The 18826-nt window shown below is 60.7% G+C and carries 16 protein-coding genes and 1 riboswitch; of the genes, 5 read left to right on the top strand and 11 right to left on the bottom strand.

Annotated elements, in window-relative coordinates:
• Window positions 1-31 precede the first annotated feature (31 nt).
• Window positions 32-313: a DUF427 domain-containing protein gene (locus BUC04_RS00310; RefSeq protein WP_067664549.1), complete on the top strand. Its 282-nt coding sequence runs from the start codon at window positions 32-34 to the stop codon at window positions 311-313.
• 124 nt (window positions 314-437) lie between these two features.
• Here the strand turns inward: BUC04_RS00310 and BUC04_RS00305 are convergent, their stop codons facing one another.
• Window positions 438-1019, bottom strand: a complete 582-nt coding sequence (locus BUC04_RS00305) for a hypothetical protein (protein WP_067664550.1) — start codon at window positions 1017-1019, stop codon at window positions 438-440.
• A 16-nt stretch (window positions 1020-1035) separates the two neighbouring features.
• A riboswitch (cyclic di-GMP riboswitch) is annotated at window positions 1036-1113 on the bottom strand.
• Window positions 1114-1409: 296 nt separating this feature from the next.
• Here BUC04_RS00305 and BUC04_RS00300 point away from each other — a divergent pair.
• Window positions 1410-1802, top strand: coding sequence for a DUF4345 domain-containing protein (locus tag BUC04_RS00300; RefSeq protein WP_067664552.1), 393 nt, complete (start codon window positions 1410-1412; stop codon window positions 1800-1802).
• Window positions 1803-1830: 28 nt separating this feature from the next.
• Here the strand turns inward: BUC04_RS00300 and BUC04_RS00295 are convergent, their stop codons facing one another.
• The 7 genes from BUC04_RS00295 to BUC04_RS00265 all read right to left on the bottom strand — a co-directional run bounded on the left by BUC04_RS00295 (window position 1831) and on the right by BUC04_RS00265 (window position 9803).
• Window positions 1831-2550 carry an aspartate/glutamate racemase family protein gene (locus tag BUC04_RS00295; RefSeq protein WP_067664554.1) on the bottom strand — a complete coding sequence of 240 codons (720 nt, stop codon included), beginning with the start codon at window positions 2548-2550 and terminating at the stop codon, window positions 1831-1833.
• Between the two features lie 5 nt (window positions 2551-2555).
• Entirely contained in the window at window positions 2556-3098 is a 543-nt protein-coding gene (locus BUC04_RS00290; protein WP_067664556.1) for a GNAT family N-acetyltransferase, read from the bottom strand.
• Between the two features lie 90 nt (window positions 3099-3188).
• Entirely contained in the window at window positions 3189-4136 is a 948-nt protein-coding gene (locus BUC04_RS00285; protein WP_067664558.1) for a pyridoxal-phosphate dependent enzyme, read from the bottom strand.
• Window positions 4137-4138: 2 nt separating this feature from the next.
• Window positions 4139-6538 (bottom strand): penicillin acylase family protein, encoded by a 2400-nt coding sequence (locus BUC04_RS00280; protein ID WP_082766791.1) that lies wholly within the window; start codon window positions 6536-6538, stop codon window positions 4139-4141.
• Window positions 6539-6545: 7 nt separating this feature from the next.
• Window positions 6546-7685, bottom strand: a complete 1140-nt coding sequence (locus BUC04_RS00275; protein WP_067664562.1) for an alanine racemase — start codon at window positions 7683-7685, stop codon at window positions 6546-6548.
• Window positions 7685-9058, bottom strand: coding sequence for an aldehyde dehydrogenase family protein (locus BUC04_RS00270; protein WP_067664564.1), 1374 nt, complete (start codon window positions 9056-9058; stop codon window positions 7685-7687). The genes BUC04_RS00275 and BUC04_RS00270 overlap by 1 nt, the downstream gene beginning before the upstream one ends.
• Window positions 9059-9131: 73 nt before the next feature.
• A complete protein-coding gene (locus BUC04_RS00265; protein ID WP_067664566.1) occupies window positions 9132-9803 on the bottom strand; it encodes a TetR/AcrR family transcriptional regulator in 672 nt (223 codons plus the stop codon).
• Window positions 9804-10015: 212 nt separating this feature from the next.
• On the opposite strand from BUC04_RS00265, the gene BUC04_RS00260 reads away from it, so the two are divergent.
• Together BUC04_RS00260 and BUC04_RS00255 are read left to right on the top strand one after the other, a co-directional pair.
• Window positions 10016-12331, top strand: coding sequence for a TonB-dependent receptor (locus BUC04_RS00260; RefSeq protein ID WP_067664568.1), 2316 nt, complete (start codon window positions 10016-10018; stop codon window positions 12329-12331).
• A 173-nt stretch (window positions 12332-12504) separates the two neighbouring features.
• Window positions 12505-13269, top strand: coding sequence for a hypothetical protein (locus BUC04_RS00255; protein ID WP_067664570.1), 765 nt, complete (start codon window positions 12505-12507; stop codon window positions 13267-13269).
• A gap of 59 nt (window positions 13270-13328) precedes the next feature.
• On the opposite strand, the gene BUC04_RS00250 is transcribed toward BUC04_RS00255, so the two are convergent.
• The 3 genes from BUC04_RS00250 to pheS are packed head-to-tail and all read right to left on the bottom strand — an operon-like array spanning window position 13329 to window position 17021.
• Entirely contained in the window at window positions 13329-13631 is a 303-nt protein-coding gene (locus BUC04_RS00250; protein WP_067664572.1) for an integration host factor subunit alpha, read from the bottom strand.
• Window positions 13632-13635: 4 nt separating this feature from the next.
• Window positions 13636-16023 (bottom strand): phenylalanine--tRNA ligase subunit beta, encoded by a 2388-nt coding sequence (gene pheT, locus BUC04_RS00245; protein WP_067664574.1) that lies wholly within the window; start codon window positions 16021-16023, stop codon window positions 13636-13638.
• Window positions 16024-16037: 14 nt separating this feature from the next.
• On the bottom strand, window positions 16038-17021 hold the full coding sequence (gene pheS, locus BUC04_RS00240) for a phenylalanine--tRNA ligase subunit alpha (protein ID WP_067664575.1): 984 nt from the start codon (window positions 17019-17021) through the stop codon (window positions 16038-16040).
• Window positions 17022-17329: 308 nt separating this feature from the next.
• On the opposite strand from pheS, the gene BUC04_RS00235 reads away from it, so the two are divergent.
• The gene (locus tag BUC04_RS00235) at window positions 17330-18814 is read left to right on the top strand and encodes a methyl-accepting chemotaxis protein (protein WP_067664577.1); all 1485 of its coding nucleotides are present in this window, start codon (window positions 17330-17332) and stop codon (window positions 18812-18814) included.
• Window positions 18815-18826 lie beyond the last annotated feature (12 nt).

Below are 18826 nucleotides of genomic sequence, written 5' to 3'. Positions count from 1 at the left end.
TCAGACACAGGCAACCACCTCGAGGCCCACCATGAAAGCGATCTGGAACGACGTCGTGATAGCCCAAAGCGACGAAACCACTCAAGTGGAAGGCAACCACTACTTCCCGCCGTCGGCCATTAAGTCTGAGTATTTTCATCCCAGTGACACCACCAGCTACTGCCCCTGGAAGGGCGAAGCGCGCTACTACAGCGTCGAGATTGAAGGTGAAACCCTCAAGGACGCGGCCTGGTATTACCCCGAAGCCAAGGAAAAGGCCAAACATATCGAGGGTTGGGTGGCGTTCTGGAATGGCGTCATCGTTTCCGACTAGCGTATCGACTCACTCAAAACACGGAAACAAAAAATGCCAGTGCATCAGCACTGGCATTTTTATTTATCTTAGGGACTAAATCCAGGTCAGATTACAGACCGGAGAAAGCAGCCTCAATGACGCTTTAGGGCAAGAAAGGCGCCGGATTGACCAGCATCTTGTTCTCTGAGCCCAGCTCGTTCATCTTGCGATACTCTTTTTCGTTATTGGAGCCGTATTCGATATCGAGATTCTTGCCATAGCTGTCGTTAAAGGCAAAGCCAACCGCGAAGGTACGACCCACCGGGTAGTTGGTCTTGGTGTTGACCTTATTCTTGTTGGTGCCGGTGTAATCAGCACAGTCGATGTTACCGCACTTGGATTCGGTGACCACCAGTTGCACCTGTAAGCCTTTCTTGACCCGAATGGCGGAAACGATAGCAACAGCGATGGAGGCGTCGTTCACGCCATAAGACCAGTAGCTGCGCAGGTCATTGCCATCAATGCCATTGACCTCAATTTTATTCGGAGCGACCTGCTCCACCACCACATCAATCTGGGTACCTTTTTTGCCCGGTTTGGTATCCACCCAGCTAAAATCGGTGTCATTGATACTAGGAGTTCCGGTGTACTTATCTTGGGGTAAGGTGATTTCGAAGGGCCCCAGCGGGGTCGCCAATACGGCGGGGGAGAGCGCGAAAAGAGACGCAACTAACAGCTTTTTCATGGCATAAGTTCCTTTGCCTTGCAACCCGGCTGTCTTTTAATAAAGACCCGTGGCTTTCCGTCCCTGCCTCACAACAGGTTTGGCCTAATTTAATGATTAGGTTAAGGCTGCAGCAACCGTTTCACTGGATTCCATCCCAACGGCTGCAACCAATATCCATTATAAAAAGGTGGCTAATGGGGTAAAGGATTTTACTGCCTTTTCAACCAGAGTTTGCGCTGAGTTAAATTCACAAAATGACATTTCATTAGGATAATTCCCTTTCGCCCCACACGACCTTCCCTCTCTAAATATCAATGCTACTTAGGACTAATGCACGCCGAAAAGCCGACGCGGCCCCATCATCAACCGCTACACTGGGTCGTAACCTGGATGGATGCGGATAACCCCATGGAAATAAGGTTAAGGCTGAAACAAGGGCTACTGGTGATCGCCTTTGCCACTGTCAGCGTCATCGCCCTGCTCTACGGCGTTTCACCGGGCTGGTTCTTTGCAACCTTTCTGGACTCGCCCATTCCACCCAGCGTGGACCAGGCCCACATCATGAGAGCTGTGATGATGCTGTACCTCGCACTGGGTCTGTTCTGGCTGTGGAGCGCCTTTAGCGACCGCTATCGAGACGCGGGGGCGTTGGTACTGTGCCTGTTTTGTGGGGGATTGGTGCTGGGTCGGCTTGTCAGTGTCGTGGTCGACGGATGGCCCTCGCCCATCCTGGTGTTCTACATCGTGCTGGAGCTGCTGATGGTACCCATCTGCCTATGGTTGCTGCGCCAGCCTGATTGAGCAAAGCCCACTGAATGTGGGCTTTGGCTCAATCCAAGACTGAGGCTGAGCTGCTCTGGGACAGCATCCAATCTACCGCCGCACTGGCGTGCAGTTCGGTGGTGTCATACAGCGGCAGGACGCTGTCTTTGGACTGGATCAGCAGGCCGATCTCGGTGCAGCCGAGGATCACCGCCTCGGCCCCCTGGGCCTTGAGCTTGTCGATGATGGCGACGTAAGCGGCTCGGGAGGCATCCAGGCAGAGGCCCTGGCAAAGCTCCTCGTAGATGATGCGGTGCACGGTTTGCCGGTCATCCTCGGTCGGGGTGACGACCTCCAAATCAAAGCGCTGTTCCAATCGCTCCCGGTAGAAGGCCTGCTCCATGGTGAAGGCAGTGCCTAACAGGCCGACCTTGTTAATGCCATCGGCACATAGCTGGGCCCCGGTGGCATCGGCGATGTGCAGCAGCGGGACCGACACCGCAGCAGCCACCTGCTCAGCGACCTTATGCATGGTATTGGTGGCGATCAGGATCCCCTCGGCACCGGCCCGCTCCAACCCCTCGGCGGCCTGGGCCAGTAGCTGGCCCGCCTGGTGCCACTGCCCTGCCCTTTGCTGAGCTTCGATCTCGGCAAAATCGACGCTGTGCAGCAGCAGCCGGGCCGAATGCAACCCACCCAGACGAGCCTTAACCCCTTGGTTGAGCAATCGGTAGTAACTGGCGGTGGACTCCCAGCTCATACCACCGAGCACGCCTAAAGTTTTCATGCTTCTCACTTGTGGTAATCACTTCTCAACAGGCCATAGATGGCGTGGTCGAGCACCCGGTCTCCCACACACTCGGCCCGGGTTTGGACCCCTTCCAGGTTCATCCCCAACCGCTCAGCCACGTTGCGGCTGGGACGGTTGTCCACCGCGGCACGGATCTCCACCTTCTCCATGTTCAGCTGCTCAAAGGCGTAGTCAATCAGGAACTGGACACAACGGGTGATGATCCCTCGGCCCTGGTGGCCCTCGTCGAGCCAGTAGCCGATCTCGACCCGGCCGGTTTGACGGTGGATCTGGTTAAAGGCAGCGGCACCCACCACCTCGCCCCGATACAGGATGGCACAGTTCATCGACTCGCCCCGGCCATAGCCACGCACGGACTCATCCACATAGCTCTGAAAATCGTTGCGGCTGACGCACACCGGCACCCACATCAGCCATTGGCTGAGGTAGCCCAGGTTGCTCAAACGCAAACGCTGAAAATCGGCGATCACCTCCTGGCAGACCAGTACCAACTCCAACTCTTCGTCTACCCGCATCTTAAACATTGTGATTGCCTCCTTTCACCAGCGACTAAGGCGTAAGTCGCTGTACTGCGAAGGATTGAATCTAACGTAAAGGGGCAGCGAGCTCCAGCGTCACCAGGGCAGTTTGGCCAGGTCCAGGTTGCCACCGGAGAACACGATGGCCACGCGCTTACCGGCAAAGCGTTCCGGGTGGGCCAGCACACAGGCTAAAGGCACCGCGGCGGAAGGCTCCACCACCTGTTTAAGGCGGCTCCAGATCAGCTGCATCGCCTCGATGATGGTGGAGTCGTCAGCGCAGAGGATGTCATCCACGTGCTGCTGGATAAGGGCAAAGTTGCGTACCCCCAAGGAGGTCAGCAGGCCATCGCAAACGGTGTCCGGGCCGGTCTGCTCAATCAGTCGACCGGCGCGAAAGCTGCGCTGGGCATCATCCGCTCCGCTGGGCTCCGCCCCCAGCACCTGGCATTGCGGCCAAAGGGATTTAATCGCCACCGCCGTGCCCGCCAGCAAGCCGCCACCACCGACCGGGGTGATGACAACATCCGGCGGTGTCTGCGCCAACTGTTCGGTGATCTCAAGCCCGGTGGTGCCCTGACCGGCAATCACCTGGTCGTTGTCGTAGGGATGGATCTCAGTCTGTCCCCCCTCTGCCCGGACCGCAGCCAAGGTGGTTTCCCGTGCCTCCAGGGTAGGCTCGCAGAAATGGATGTGACCGCCGTAACCCTTGACCGCATCCACCTTGGCCTGAGGGGCATTGCTGGGCATTACGATGTCGGCGCTGATCCCGCGGCGCTTGGCCGCCAGCGCCAGGGCCGCGGCGTGGTTGCCCGATGAGTGGGTGGCCACCCCAAGCCGGGCTTGCTCTTCGCTCAGGGCAAACACCGCGTTATGCGCGCCCCGGGCCTTAAAGGCCCCCACCTTTTGCAGATGCTCGCCTTTGAAGTGCAACTCGCAGCCGGCAATGGCATCGAGCTGCGCTGAGCTGAGGATGGGGGTCCGATGTACATGGGGCAGGATCCGCTCTGCCGCAATGCGAATGTCGTCCAGGGTGACTGTCATGATTACTCCAAAGGCAAAAGGGTGAGCTGCGGCGCAGATGCGGGGGCGTCCTCAACGGGGATCAGCTGCCCCTCACGCCACAGATCGTATTGGTCTCGGTAATGAGGGCTAAGGGGGTGGCCAGACTGACCGCCGGGGATCACCGAAGCGGCTTTCACCTGCTCGCCCATCTGGGCCACCACCCTTACGGTTGCGCCATGGCTGACCTTGAAGGGACGGTCGTAGCGGTAGCTGGCCCGCCCTACCGCCGCCGGGGTCCCGCCCCAGGGTTGCTGCTCGCCATTGAGCCAACGCCCCAGTGCCGGGACGGCCTTGCCGATCTCGTGAGGCAAGGCGACGGATTGCTTCTGATCCAGGCGCCAGGTGCGGGGCTCGCCGCCCAGCTCGCCGTGCAGGCTGGCCAGGGTGTGGGCCAATGCATTGGCCACCATATCGTCACGCCCCTCCACCCACCATTGCGGGTCTTCCGCCTCCAGGATCAGGCCATCCAGGGCAAAATTAAGCACGTAATTGCGCTTAAGCAACTGGCCATAGAGAAACTCACCCAGCGGCTGGGCAAACACCGCGTCGGCGATCTGCAGATACCACTGCTGGAAGATCAGCGCTGCGGCGCTGTCGGTATCCGCCAGCGGCTGCGTCTGCCAGGCCTTGAGCAGGGAGATCCCCTCGGCAAAGCGGGCATCCTGGTCGACGCCACCGGCCTGGGCCTGGCGCAACAGCGCCGGTAGCAGTGCCTGGGCCTGGCCATCGTGCCAGTCCATCTGCCAACGCTGCATCTGTTCAAAGGTGATGGCGTTATCCTCGGCCAGTACCTGCTGCAAGCGAGCAATACGGTAAGGCGCCGCGTTATCCGCCGACACCATCGGGCCAACCCCACGGGGATTAACCCGGGCATTGGCGGCGGCCAGAAAGCCCTCCGGTGGATTGTAGCGGCGCGGCATCTCGGTTACCGGCACCATGCCCTGCCACTGGTGCTCGCTGCGGCTGCCATCCAGTGGGTAAAGCCCCTCGCCCAGGCCCCGCTCGGGGATAAGCCCGGCGGTACGAAAACCGATATTACCGTCACTGTCCGCGTAGGTGGCGTTCAGGGTCGGGGCGGCATGACGATCAATCGCGGCGGTGAAGCTGTCCCAATCGGTGGCCAGGTTGAGCATTAGCAGTCCCTCCAGTCCCATGCCACTGTCAGCGAACTGGTCAAACTGGTGCATGGTCCAACGAAACGACAACAGCGGCTCTTCGCGGATCAGCGGTCCGTTGTGGGTGCGGGTAATGGTGAACGCCACCGGGGCCGAGCCTTTCACCGGCAGGCTGTGTTGGCTAACCTCCGCGGGCAGCCACTGGCCATCCAGCAGGAAGTGATCCGGCTTGTCCGGGTGGCGGGTCTCGATAAACAAGTCCTGGGTATCGCCGATGTTGGTAAAGCCCCAGGCGATCTTATCGTTGTAGCCGTTGATCACCCCGGGCAAGCCCGGCACCGACCAGCCACGGATCTGCTGCTGGCCAAAGTGCAGGTGCACCTCGTAGAACAGGTTGGGCAAGCCCAGGTAGTCATGGGAATCAAAGGCAAACAGCGCCTGACCCTCGGCGGTCTTGTCCGGCGCCACCACCCAACCGTTGGAGCCAAAGCGCAGCCGCGGAATATTGGGGTTGTCCATCGGGTCCAGCATGGCGCTGGGGCTCAGCAAGGCCTGGGATTCGCCCTCTCCAGCCAGGATAAAGGGGAAGCCCGCGGTATCGGAGCCGTCATCGAGGAAGCGCTCAAACTGGGCCGGGGTCAGCGCTTGTGCCAGCGCCAGGCGTAGCAGCTCGTTCTTGTGGTTGTTGGCGGAGTTAAAGGCGATCAATGCCCCCACGGCAAACACATCGGATTCGGTCCAGGGGCTGATCTCCCCCTGCAGCAGCCACAACTCCAGCGGTCGGCTGCGCTGCAGCTCAATGGCCTGGTTGATGCCGGCGACATAGGCTGTCACCCACTGCTTCATGCTGTCACTGGCGTGCTGCTGTAGCTGTTGGCCAAGCTGGGGCACGCCCATACGCCACAGCTCAATGTCGGCTTCCACCATGTCACTGCCAAACAGCGCTGCCAAACGGCCTTGGCCGGCCCGGCGAAACAGCTCCATCTGCCACAAGCGCTCGCTGCCATGCAGATAGCCTTGGGCGGCCAGGGCATCCGCCAGGTTTTGCGCCTGAACATGAGGTCGACCCAGGTCATCCAGGTGAATGCTGACCGGCTGTTCCAGCCCCGCCACGCTCACCTCGCCGCTGAGCTTACCCTTGGAGCCTGCGATCACGGCGTAAAGCCCAGCCGCGGCCAGCAGCAATAGGATCAACAGGCTAATAAGGGTGCGCTTTAGCCAACGAGTCACGCTCCAGGCCTCCAACCGTCCGACGCTTGCTTCCATCTTGTCATTATCCTTGTTGTTGTAGCGGTGGCCACTGCATCACCACCTGGTGCTCTCTCACTGCCAGCAGGTCGCCAAACTGCAGCAGCACCGCCTCACTTTGAGTGGGGCGAAAGAAGGCCCAATCGTCGATCTGGGCCGGGCATTGTTGCGGTACCGTCATCATCTGCTGATTGGAGCTCAGGCCATAGAGACGATTCTCCGCCATCCCCTCGGGCCAGACCGGCTGGGCCATCCAACGACCGCCATAGAGAAACAGGGTGTCCCGTTTGCGACTAAGCCGGCCTAAGAAGGGCAATCGCACACCAGGCAGGCGCTTGAGGATGGGGGTGGCGATGTACGCCGCGGGAAGAAACTCCGCCAGATCCGGCAGGTCAAAATCGCAGGGTTTGAGCAACAAAGAGCCCAGACTGACGTCATTCACCGGGGTCTGGGCCCGGTGATAGGGCAGAGTCGGGCTGCCGGCCCCATTGCAGTCCAACTGCTGAGGTGTGGGGCCTTCCGCCTGATTGGTCAGGGCGGAGAGAAACGCCAGGTATCGTGCTTTGGCCCGGTCGCTGGCGGCTTGGCGACGCCCCAATGGCGCCTTGGCCACATGGGCGTCGTACCCCATCACCCCGGAAAGCTCCAGCCAGGGGTGAGCCTGGATCCGCTGGGCCAGGGTCACCAACTGCCGGGGACTGTCCAGGCCACCACGCTCCATGCCGACGTTGATCTCCACCGCCAGCTTAAGCTTGTGTTGACTGTCCTGGGCTAACTGGCCCAGCTCCTCCAGCCGCTGCGGGCTGTCCACCAGCCACTGCACTTGATCCGCAGCACGCTGTCCATGGGCACCAAGCAACTGCGCCACCGCCGCCCTGGGCAAGGGCTTGCCCATCATGACTCGGCAGTGAGGCAACTCAGTCAGAACCTGGGAGACAAAGGGGCGGTGAAACGCCATCAGCCGATCGGTCTGCAACGCTTCCAGGCAGTAGCGCAGCAGCGGGATAGAGGGCAGGGATTTCACTACCAGGCGGATCCCCTGCCCCGCCAGCTTGTCCCGCACCAGGGCCAGGTTATGGTCCAGTGCCGCCAGATCGATCACCAGGCTGGGCTCGGCCCGCCCGGATTGCTCCAGCGCCTGCTGCAGCTGAGGAAACGGCGTCATCAGCGTACCCGCTTGAGCCATTTGAACTTATCTGCGCTGTAGGGAGCGAAGCGCAGCGGCAGATCCTTGAGCCAGCCGCGCTTAAGCACCGCCTTGAGGTGGCTGAAGGTATCAAAGCCGGCCTGACCGCTGTAGCGCCCCATGCCACTGGCGCCAACGCCACCAAAGGGCAGATCCGGCACCGCAGAGAACATCAGCACGTCGTTCAGGCACTGGTTACCGGCACTCACCTGCTCGACCCAGCGACGCTGCTGCTCGCCATCCTTACTGAACAGGTAGGCCGCCAGGGGCTTCTCACCCTGACGTACCCGAGACACCGCCTCATCAAAATCCTTCACCACCAGCACCGGCAGGATGGGTCCGAAGATCTCCTCCTGCATCAGGGCACAGCCCCAGTCATCGGTCTGTACGATGGTGGGGGCCAGGTAGCGCTGGGCCAGATCGTGCTCACCACCTATTACACCTTCGTGCCCGTCGAGGTAGGTGATCAGCCGTTGGCAGTGACGCTCGTTGATGATGCGACCGTAGGAGTCACTGGACTTCGGCTCCCCCCCGTACATCTGGTGAACGGCGCTGGCCAGGGCATCCATCAGCGCCCCCGCCTGCTTGGCGGTGACCATCACGTAATCCGGTGCGATGCAGGTTTGCCCGGCATTGAGCCATTTGCCCCAGGCCAGTCGCTGGGCGGTAATGGTGAGATCGGCACTGTCATCGACGAACACCGGGCTTTTCCCCCCCAGCTCCAGGGTCACCGGGGTCAGGTGCTTGGCCGCCGCGCTCATCACGATGCGCCCAACCGCGCCATTGCCGGTATAGAGGATGTGGTCAAACCGCTCAGTGAGCAGTTCGGTGGTTTCCGCCACGGCACCATTGACCACGGCAACCGCTTCGTTATCCAGGTACTGAGGCAACAGCTCAGTGAGAATGGCGGCGGTGGCGGGGGCCAGTTCCGAGGGCTTGAGAATGGCGCAGTTACCGGCACTGAGTGCCGCTACCAGCGGCGCCAGGCAGATCTGCAGCGGGTAGTTCCAGGTACCGATGATCAGCACCAGTCCCAGTGGCTCGGGCTGGACCCAGGCCTGGCCCGGCTGGGCAACGATAGGGGTGGTGGCTTTACGGGGGGCGCTCCAGCGCTTCAGTCGCTTGAGGCTGTGATCGATGTCGCCGGTGACATAGGCCAGCTCAGTGGACCAGGCCTCCATGGCCGGTTTGGCCAGGTCCTGATGCAGGGCAGCCAGCAGGGCCGGCTCGTTCTCGGTGATCAGGCGACGCAGCGCCGTCAGTTGTTGGCGGCGCCACTCCAGCGGGCGGGTCACCCCCTGGTCAAAGTGCTGGCGCAGGCGTTGGCATAGAGGCTGGTATTGGCTTTCCATGGCACGATTCCTTCAGATGCGTTAGCCATAGCTTTACCATTTTTGCACATTTGTGCAACTTTGATTTACTGGATTACTGCCGCTTCAGCCCCATGACCCAGCCCATCAGCCGCGACACCAGGCGGGCCAGATGTTGACGCGCCTCGTCATCAAAGGGCTTGCTGATGGCGTCGTATTCGTAGCTGAGGATGGTGCGCAGCAGGATCTCTGCCTCCACCTCGGGATCCTTGCGGTTAAAGCGGCGACACAGGGTCACCAAGGGCTGGTACAACGCCTGACGGTGCTCATCCACCAGCTGCTTGATCTCCGGACCCAAGCTCAACTCGGCAAAGAACACCTGCTCGACCACCAGGTTGTCACCGTGCTCCTGGATCTGGCCGGCGATGTACTCCTCCGCCAGGGCGCTCAGTTGCGCACACAGCATCTCTTTCTGCTCGATACGGCGGCGCTCGGCGGGGGGAAAACGATCCATCGCCACTTCCACCTTGGCCCAGAGGTCATCCAGCTCCGGGCGACCGCGGGTGGTGTAGCGGACAAAGGCTTCGGAGATAAGGTCGTTAATGTCCTTAAAGTAATAGGTGGTTAACGACAGCTGCACCTCGGCCTCGGTGGCCACGGCTCTGTGGGTCACGCTACGGATCCCCTGGCGCGCAATTACCCGTAAGGCGGCATCCAAAATCTTGCTACGGGTTTGTTCACCCTTGGCGCGACGCTTGGTCGGCGGCTTCTCTGCAGCCTTTTCCATACGCTTTCCTTTTCAATTCGTTACTATGAGATCCTACCACGGCGAACCGGTTAGATTCAGTAAACAAAATTGTTGCACTATTGTGCAATTAAAAATATGTTCTTGTTGTACATATGTGCAAATTGGTGCAGGGATCACATACCAATCATTAATTCGATCCCGGCCATACACCGCCACCGAAGCGGTGAAGAACTCTACTGGGGAGATATGCCATGCTGACAAGGAAGCACCACGTACTGAGCCTCGCCGTTGCCACCGCCCTCTATGGCTGGGGTGCGCAAGCTGAGGAACAGGCCGAGGAGAACATTGAGGTTATCGAGGTCACGGCACAGAAACGGGTACAACGGCTGCAGGATGTGCCGGTGTCCATCGCCGTGATCGATGAGCAGGAACTGGCCCTGTCCCGTATGGACGGCCTGACCAATCTGGCACAAAAAGCACCGAACGTCAGTGTCTCCAGCCGTGGTAGCCGGGCCGACACTCGCGTTACCATCCGCGGTATCGCCAACATCGGCGGCCGTGCCAACAACGTCGGGATCTACGTTGACGGCTTTAACATCGCCCCCAACGTGACCGTGGCAGGCGGTTCCCGTACTGCCGACATGAAACTGATTGATCCCGCTCAGATTGAAGTCCTGCGTGGCCCCCAGGGCACCTACTTCGGTCGAAACACCATGGGCGGTGTACTCAACATCAGTACCGTACAACCGAGCAGCGACGCCGTTGGCGGCGAGTTCGCCCTGGATTACTCCAGCTGGAACACCATTGAGGGCAAAGGTGCCCTGAATGTGCCGCTGGGTGACACCGCTGCCATGCGCGTCACCGGTTACTACGACCAGACCGACGGCTTCCTCGATAACGCCGGCTCCGCCGACGGCAACTCCGGCGAGAACTACGGTGGCCGGGTGGGCTTTAACTGGCAGCCCACCGACCGCTTCAGCGCCGATGCTGCCCTGTCCTACTCCAAGATGCAGCAGGACAACTACAACATGCTGCCCAGCGGCCAGCTCTCCAGCATCCCGGCGATGATCGCCCCCATCGTTAACAACGGCATGCCGGCGCTGGGTGTGCCCTCCGGTCCGGATCTCGGTCTGGATCCCTGGCCGGTCGCCGGTCCGGGCCTGTTGCCGGACAACGAAGACACCCTCTCCACCGATCTCAACCGCGACAGCGAAGCGGAAACCACCATCGCCAACGCCCGCCTGACCTGGGATCTGGGCGCGGCCGAGCTGGTTTCCATTACCGGCTACATCAACAACGACTTCGCCGAAGCGGGCGACGGCGACATGACCGTCTACCCCTCCTTCCTGGTCAGCCGCGACAGCACCATGAAGGCCTGGAGCCAGGAGTTCCAGCTGCGCTCCAGTGGTAACAACCGCCTCAACTGGCTGGTAGGTGCCATTGTCGGCCACGATGAGATTGAAGAGACCGATTACTCCGAGCACCTGGCCAGCGATCCCTACATGCTGTACTGGGATATCGCCTTCTGGGACATCCTCGGTCAGCCACCGGAGCTGATCCCCGCCCTGGGCAGCGGCATCAGTATCGGCCTGCTGGAAGACGTGGACCGGATCAACGAAACCGATACCTGGGCGGTGTTTGGTAACCTGGATTACCAACTGACCGACCACTGGAAGCTGGGTCTGGGCGGCCGTTACTCCAGCGATACCGTGACCTTTACCGAGGTGACCCGACCCAACCTGATCAACCCGGTCAACAACAGCACCCGGGAAGGCGACTTCTCCGACTTCTCGCCGCGGGCGGATCTGACCTGGCAGCCGAGCCGGGATCTGACCCTCTACACCACCGTCTCCCGCGCCTACAAGGCCGGTGGCTTCAACCCCAACGTGGATATGGAGGGGCTGGACCAGTTCGACGAGGAGTCCGGGGTCAACTACGAGTTCGGCATCAAGGGCTCCATGGGCAACCAGTTGCGCTACAGCACTGCGCTGTACTACTTCGACTGGGCCGATCTGCAGGTGCGTGGCCAGGACGTGCTGACCCAGCGTCAGTTCATCCAGAACGCCGCCGAAGCCCATGCCCAGGGCATCGAGCTTGACGTCAGCTGGGAGCCCATCGATAGCCTCAAGTTCCACGCCGGTATCGGCTTCCAGGAGGTGGAGTTTGATGACTTCAAGGAAGCGATCACCACCGACAACGAGATCATCGACGCCACCGGCAACGCCGTACCTTATGCGCCGGAGCTGACCTACAACCTGGCGGCGGACTGGTTCCAGTACGACCTGATCTCCGGTTTCGACGGCCGCCTGCGGCTGGAGTACAGCTACATGGATGAGCAGTACACCGACGTGGAGAACAGCGAGGAGCGCCGCCTGGACAGCTACGGCATCGCCAATGCTCGCTACCAGCTGGACAACGGCACCCACCAGTTCACCCTGTACGTGGAAAACCTGGCGGACGAGTTCTACCTGGTCGGCAGCCAGGGGCTGGAGACCTACATCAACGGTCGCCAGATGATCGTCGGTGAGCCGCGTCGCTTCGGCGCCAGCTACAAGTTCCGATTCTGATCCTCCCCGCTTTGCGGTAACTCGGCCCACCCCTTCGGAGGTGGGCCGAACTGTTCACTCCCCTTTCCGCCATTTCACTCCCCTGCCCTTGATTGTTCGGCAAAGCCCTCAAATCTTTGCCATCCTTACCGGCGCACTTTTTCCCTGCCCCTACAGGGCCAAAAGGAGTCATCATGAATATCCTGCAACGTGCCGGATGGGTTCTGCCCTCCCTCTGTGTCTCTCTTATGCTGTCCCTCGCTCCCGTACAGGCCAAAGACGCCGTCGCCGACATGTGGGTCTTTACCCCGGAAAAGGGCAAGGTGGCCGAGTTTGAAGCCGCCTTCAAAGCCCACGTCGAAGAGCGCAAGAAGCGTGGCGACCCGCGCCAGTGGAAGGTCTACACCAAGGTTACCGGTGAGATGAACAACACCTACTACGTGCGGGCCTGCTGCTACGAATGGGCCGAGTTCGACAAGTATCGCGCGTGGGCGGAGGAGTCCAAGATCGTCGAACACTGGATGAGCAACGTGGCCCCGTTGGTGGGCAAGATGGCTCACAATATGTCTGAGGTGGACATGGACAACTCCAACTGGCCGGAGGACGACAGCGCCTTCAAGTACTTTGGCGTGGTGACCTACCATGTCAAAGCTGGCCATGGCGGTGAAACCAATGAGCACCTTAAGAAGATCAGTGACCATGCCAAGAAGGGCAACTGGCCCTACAACTGGTCCTGGAGCTGGCCGGTGGACGGCGGCAACAACCTGAGTCTGGTGCTGCCCTACGAGAACTACGCCGGTATGGCGACGCCGGAGGTCACCTTCATGGACATGCTCAAAGAGCAGATGCAATCGGAGTCCCGCGCCAAAGACCTGATGGAGGATTGGGCCGACAACTTTGAGAGCACCAGCTACACCTTGTATCAGCTGCGCGACGACCTCTCCATGGCCAACGAATAGAAGCCAAATACCCATAAAAAAACGCCGTCCAATGGACGGCGTTTCTGTTAACTACCAGGTTACTCTTCACCCAAGGAGTCTGACTCCTCGATGCGGGCCTTGAGCTTCTGGCCAGGGCGGAAGGTCACCACACGGCGAGCGCTGATGGGGATGTCCTCACCGGTCTTGGGATTGCGACCGGGTCGTTCGTTCTTCTCCCTCAGCTCGAAGTTACCAAAACCCGACAGCTTCACCTGCTCACCACGTTCCAAAGCAAGACGAACCTCCTCGAAAAAGAGTTCCACCAGGTCTTTGGCGTCCCGCTTATGCAGGTCCAGCTCTTCCACAAGTTTTTCTGCCATATCGGCTTTGGTCAGCGCCATGGGCTCAATCCCTCAATTGTGCATTGAACTCAGAGGTCAGCGAAGCCACGATGCCATCTACTGCTTCGGCAATCTCTTTCTCTTCCAGGGTCCGCTCGACATCCTGCAGGGTCAGTGCGATGGCCAGGCTCTTATGCCCGTCAGCCACGCCCTTACCACGGTATACGTCAAACAAGTTTACGGCAACCAACTGATTTTGGCCAACTTTTCTGATCAAGTTGATCACATCACCGGCGCCCACTTTTTCCTCGACTACCACGGCGATATCACGGCGGTTGGCGGGGAACTTGGAGACCGGCTGCGCCTTGGGCAGCTGGCGCTGCTCGATGGCACTTTGTTCAATCTCGAACACCACGGTACGACCGTTCAGGCCCAGCTTCTTCTCGTGCTGCGGATGAACCGCGCCGATCAGGCCGACCACCTTGTCACCCTTGAGGATCTCGGCACACTGGCCCGGGTGCAGCGCCGGGTGTTGAGCCGGACGGAAGGTGAAGCTGTAGGGATCGTTGGTCAGCGCCAGAGCCGCTTCCAGATCGCCTTTCAGGTCAAAGAAGTCAACGGTGTTGGCGGCCAGGTCCCAATGCTCTTCGCTTTGGGTACCGGCGATCACCGCAGCCAGCATCGGCTCCTGACGGATGCCGTTCTCGGCAGCGGCGTCCGGAACAAAGCGCAGGCCGCTTTCGAACAGGCGCACACGGGCCTGCTGACGGGCCTGGTTGTGGGCGACGGCGCCCAGCAGACCGGTCCACAGCGACAGGCGCATGGCAGACATCTCGGAGGAGATGGGGTTAGGCAGGATCTTGGCGTCCACACCCGGGTGCAGGCGGGCCTGCATCTTGGGATCGACGAAGCTGTAGGTGATCGCTTCCTGGAAGCCGCGATCCACCAGCAGGCTGCGCACCCGCTTGACGGTCAGGTTGGCTTCGGTGTGATCGGTCATCTCCAGCGGCGCCACCGGGGCCAGGTTGGGGATGTTGTTGTAGCCGTAGATGCGGGCCACTTCCTCGATCAGGTCCTGTTCGATGGCCATGTCGAAGCGCCAGCTCGGCGCAACCGCCTGCCAGCCGCCATCGACGGTGGTCACCTGACAGCCCAGACGGGTCAGGATGTTGGCCACGGTGGCGTCATCAATCACATGACCCAGCAGGGCATCCAGCTTGGTGCGACGCAGGGTAATGGTGGCAGCCTTGGGCAGGTGAGCGTCGGATTTCACCTCCACCACCGGGCCGGCCTCGCCGCCACAGATCTCCAGCAACAGGGCGGTCGCACGCTCCATCACCTTGGCCTGCAGCTCGCTGTCCACGCCACGCTCGAAGCGGTGGGAGGAGTCGGTGTGCAGACCGTAGGAACGGGCCTTGCCGATGATGGAGAGCGGGTTGAAGAAGGCGCACTCCAGCACGATGTCGGTGGTCTCGCTGGTCACACCGCTGTGCTCACCACCGAAGATCCCGGCCAGGGCCAGCGGGCCCTTGTCGTCGGCGATCAGCAGGGTGTCGGTACGGGGCTCCACCTCACTGCCATCCAGCAGGGTCAGCTTGTCGCCGGCCTGGGCCAGACGCACCTGGATGTCGCCGGACAGCTTGGCGCGGTCGAAGGCGTGCATCGGCTGGCCGTATTCCAGCAGCAGGAAGTTGGTGATGTCGACCACAGGATCGATGGCACGGATACCGCCACGACGCAGCTTCTCCTGCATCCACAGCGGGGTTTCCGCCTGGGCGTTGATGCCGGTGATCACCCGACCCAGGTAGCGAGGACAGTGCTCCGGTGCCGCCACCTGGATGCCGATCTGCTCGGCGGTGGACGCCGCCACAGCTGCCACTTGCGGCTCGCTGACGTCAACGCTGTTGAGCACGCCAACCTCACGGGCCACGCCGGCGATACCGAGGCAGTCAGCGCGGTTGGGGGTCAGGTCGATCTCGATCTGACGATCGTCCAGCTTAAGGTACTCGCGGATGTCGGTACCCACCGGCGCATCGCTCGGCAGTTCGATGATGCCATCGGACTCCACATCGATGCCCAGCTCGGTGAAGGAGCACAGCATGCCGTGGGACGGCTGGCCGCGCAGCTTGGCCTTCTTGATCTTGAAACCACCGGGCAGCTCGGCACCGACGGTAGCGCAGGCCACCTTCAGGCCCAGACGGCAATTCTTGGCACCGCAGACGATGTCGAGCAGCTCGTCGCCGCCAACATTGACCTTGGTCACCTGCAGCTTGTCGGCGTCAGGGTGCTGACCGCACTCAACCACTTCGCCTACCACCACGCCGGTGAACTCCGCGGCCACCGGCTCAACGCCGTCCACTTCCAGGCCGGCCATAGAGATCTGTTCAGACAGCTCGAGGGTGGTGATCTGAGGGTTCACCCACTCGCGCAGCCAGGATTCGCTGAATTTCATCTTGGATTGCCCTCTTACTGGAACTGCTTCAGGAAACGCAGATCGTTCTCGAAGAACGAACGCAGATCGTTGACGCCGTAGCGCAACATGGTCAGGCGCTCAACGCCCATGCCGAAGGCAAAGCCGGTGTACTTCTCCGGATCAATGCCCACGGACTCCAGCACCTTGGGGTGCACCATGCCGCAGCCCAGTACCTCCAGCCACTTGTCACCCTTACGGCGCACATCCACCTCGGCGGACGGCTCAGTGAAGGGGAAGTAGGAGGGACGGAAACGCACTTCCAGGTCTTCCTCGAAGAAGTTACGCAGGAAATCGTAGAGCACACCCTTGAGCTCGGCGAAGGAGACCTTCTCCGCCACCAGCAGGCCTTCCACCTGGTGGAACATCGGGGTGTGGGTTTGATCGTAATCGTTACGGTAGACGCGACCCGGGCAGATGATGCGGATCGGCGGCTGCTGCTTCTCCATGGTCCGGATCTGCACACCACTGGTGTGGGTACGCAGCATCAGGTCCGGGTTGAAGAAGAAGGTATCGTGATCGGTACGGGCCGGGTGATGCGGCGGGATGTTCAGCGCATCGAAGTTGTGGAAGCCGTCCTCGATCTCCGGACCACTGGCGACGGAGAAGCCCAGATCAGCAAAGAACGCTTCGATCCGCTCGATGGTGCGGCTCACCGGGTGCATGCCACCGGTGCTCAGTTTGCGACCCGGCAGGGTCACGTCCACCGCTTCTTGCGCCAGCTTGGCGTTAAGCGCTTCGGTTTGCAGTGCCTCAATGCGGGCGTTCAGGGCTTGTTGCACCTGCTGCTTGCCGGCGTTGATCTTCTGCCCGGCAGCGGGACGTTCCTCGGCGGAAAGCTGCCCCAGGGACTTCATCAGAGCGGTGATCTCACCCTTTTTCCCCAGGTAGTTAACCCGGAGTTCGTCCAGTGCTTTCAGGTCGTCAGTGGCGTCAATGGCCGCCAACGCCTGAGCAACGATATCTGCTAATTGCTGCATCTGTAGTTTCTCGGTACCGATCCGACAGGTAGGAATAGGATTACAAAAGGGTACAAATTCTACTGCATTGTGGCCGTCATAAAAACCCATTGAAGGGCAGAAAGCTCTTTTCTTTTCATAGGTTAATTTTACGCCACCCCTGCCTGTTCGAGCCTGGCCCTGTCCCGCTCTGGTCACAATCTGAACCAGTGTAGACCGCCGGTGTGATCCCCATCAAAGTTAGCGCAGTCCGAACCGCACAGCGCTTCAGAAACGGGATTCAATGCCGACTAACGCCTGTGACCCAAACTCCCTTCAAAGAGCCTTTAATGAGTGATTTCCGTCCGAGCTTCTGGGATATGAAGCTGATCCACCTCACCATTCGTGAAAAGCTGGTGGCCCTGTACATGCTGCCCACCCTCACCCTGCTGGTGTTCGTTGGCCTGTCTCTGCAGCTGGACTGGCAGCGGGAGAATCAGCACGAGTACGACGAGGTAATCCATCGGGCCGAGGAACTCGCTACCGTGCTCAACGCGGTCCCACACAACCCGGCGACCCTGGCCCAACTGAGCCAGTCGCTGGGAGACGTGCAGATCCAACCGCTGGATCGCTCTGAGCTGGCGCAAATGGCCGACAGCGGCCAGGTATTGGAGCAGGACGGCTTCTATCGCGCCTCAGCTCGAGTGGGCGATGACCACTACCTGGCCGTCCGATCCGAGGTGGTACCCTTCAGCGCGGTGCTGCAGGAGCACAGCACCATGCTGATTGCCCTGCTGGTGATGCTGGCCCTGACCATCTACATCTCTCGCACTATCCAGATCTTTATCACCGGTACCCTGGGCTTTATGCATCACATCATGGGCCGGGCCACCGACAACGACCTGACGGTACGAATGAACTTTGCCCCGGGACGGGACGATTTCCGCCCCCTGGCCAAGCAGATCGACTCGCTGATTGCGACCCGTCAGCGGGTGGTGAAGGAGCTGCTGGTGGTGTCTGAGCAGATGAGCTGCGCCGCCAACGCCCTGCAGCGGGAAGCGGACAGCAGCAGCCAGTTGTCAGTCAGCCAGCGTGAGCACATGGACAGCCTGGCCTCCGCCATGGAGGAGATGACCGCCACGGTACGTGAGGTGGCCAACCACGCCGAGCAGACCTCGCTGGAGACCCAGCAGGCCAACAGCGAGGCGGAACGCGGCCATCAGCAGATCCAGCAGACCATTGGCACCATCGAGCAGCTAGTAGCGGATGTGCACAACGCCTCCAGTGCCGTATCCCAAGTGACCTCCAACGCCGCGCGCATCGATGCGGTGGTCACCACCATCAACGGCATCTCTGAGCAGACCAACCTGCTGGCGCTGAATGCGGCCATCGAGGCCGCCCGGGCCGGTCAGCAGGGCCGCGGCTTTGCCGTGGTAGCCGACGAGGTCCGCTCCCTGGCAGGCCGGACCCAGAGTGCCACGGTGGAGATCCAGCAGATGATCGAAGAGCTGCAGACCGGCACCGGGGCGCTGGAGCAGGTGATGCAAAGTACCGTGCACCTGGCGGAGCAGGGTCGGGAGATGGTGGGCCAGACCGGCGATGACCTGATGCGCATCGCCCAACACGCCGACAAGGTGTTTGGCATGAGCACCCAGATCGCCACTGCAGCGGAACAGCAGAGCCAGGTGGCCAATGAGATCGCCGGCAACCTGATGCAGATCCGCAACCAGTCCCACGAGCTGGAACTGGCAGCCAAGAACTCCGTCTCCGCCACCGACACCGTCAGCGACACCGGCAAGACCCTGGCCGATCAGCTCAGCGGGCTGAAAGTGTAAGGGCACTCAACC

Origin of the sequence: Ferrimonas marina (assembly GCF_900129905.1) — a bacterium.
Taxonomy (GTDB): domain Bacteria; phylum Pseudomonadota; class Gammaproteobacteria; order Enterobacterales; family Shewanellaceae; genus Ferrimonas; species Ferrimonas marina.
This window is presented reverse-complemented; position numbering and strand designations above follow the sequence as displayed.

Bases quoted from the DNA above. Each gene is read 5' to 3' on its own strand.
- BUC04_RS00310 (WP_067664549.1), top strand. From the start codon at position 32: ATGAAAGCGATCTGGAACGACGTCGTGATAGCCCAAAGCGACGAAACC.
- BUC04_RS00305 (WP_067664550.1), bottom strand. From the start codon at position 1,019: ATGAAAAAGCTGTTAGTTGCGTCTCTTTTCGCGCTCTCCCCCGCCGTA.
- BUC04_RS00300 (WP_067664552.1), top strand. From the start codon at position 1,410: ATGGAAATAAGGTTAAGGCTGAAACAAGGGCTACTGGTGATCGCCTTT.
- BUC04_RS00295 (WP_067664554.1), bottom strand. From the start codon at position 2,550: ATGAAAACTTTAGGCGTGCTCGGTGGTATGAGCTGGGAGTCCACCGCC.
- BUC04_RS00290 (WP_067664556.1), bottom strand. From the start codon at position 3,098: ATGTTTAAGATGCGGGTAGACGAAGAGTTGGAGTTGGTACTGGTCTGC.
- BUC04_RS00285 (WP_067664558.1), bottom strand. From the start codon at position 4,136: ATGACAGTCACCCTGGACGACATTCGCATTGCGGCAGAGCGGATCCTG.
- BUC04_RS00280 (WP_082766791.1), bottom strand. From the start codon at position 6,538: ATGGAAGCAAGCGTCGGACGGTTGGAGGCCTGGAGCGTGACTCGTTGG.
- BUC04_RS00275 (WP_067664562.1), bottom strand. From the start codon at position 7,685: ATGACGCCGTTTCCTCAGCTGCAGCAGGCGCTGGAGCAATCCGGGCGG.
- BUC04_RS00270 (WP_067664564.1), bottom strand. From the start codon at position 9,058: ATGGAAAGCCAATACCAGCCTCTATGCCAACGCCTGCGCCAGCACTTT.
- BUC04_RS00265 (WP_067664566.1), bottom strand. From the start codon at position 9,803: ATGGAAAAGGCTGCAGAGAAGCCGCCGACCAAGCGTCGCGCCAAGGGT.
- BUC04_RS00260 (WP_067664568.1), top strand. From the start codon at position 10,016: ATGCTGACAAGGAAGCACCACGTACTGAGCCTCGCCGTTGCCACCGCC.
- BUC04_RS00255 (WP_067664570.1), top strand. From the start codon at position 12,505: ATGAATATCCTGCAACGTGCCGGATGGGTTCTGCCCTCCCTCTGTGTC.
- BUC04_RS00250 (WP_067664572.1), bottom strand. From the start codon at position 13,631: ATGGCGCTGACCAAAGCCGATATGGCAGAAAAACTTGTGGAAGAGCTG.
- pheT (WP_067664574.1), bottom strand. From the start codon at position 16,023: ATGAAATTCAGCGAATCCTGGCTGCGCGAGTGGGTGAACCCTCAGATC.
- pheS (WP_067664575.1), bottom strand. From the start codon at position 17,021: ATGCAGCAATTAGCAGATATCGTTGCTCAGGCGTTGGCGGCCATTGAC.
- BUC04_RS00235 (WP_067664577.1), top strand. From the start codon at position 17,330: ATGAGTGATTTCCGTCCGAGCTTCTGGGATATGAAGCTGATCCACCTC.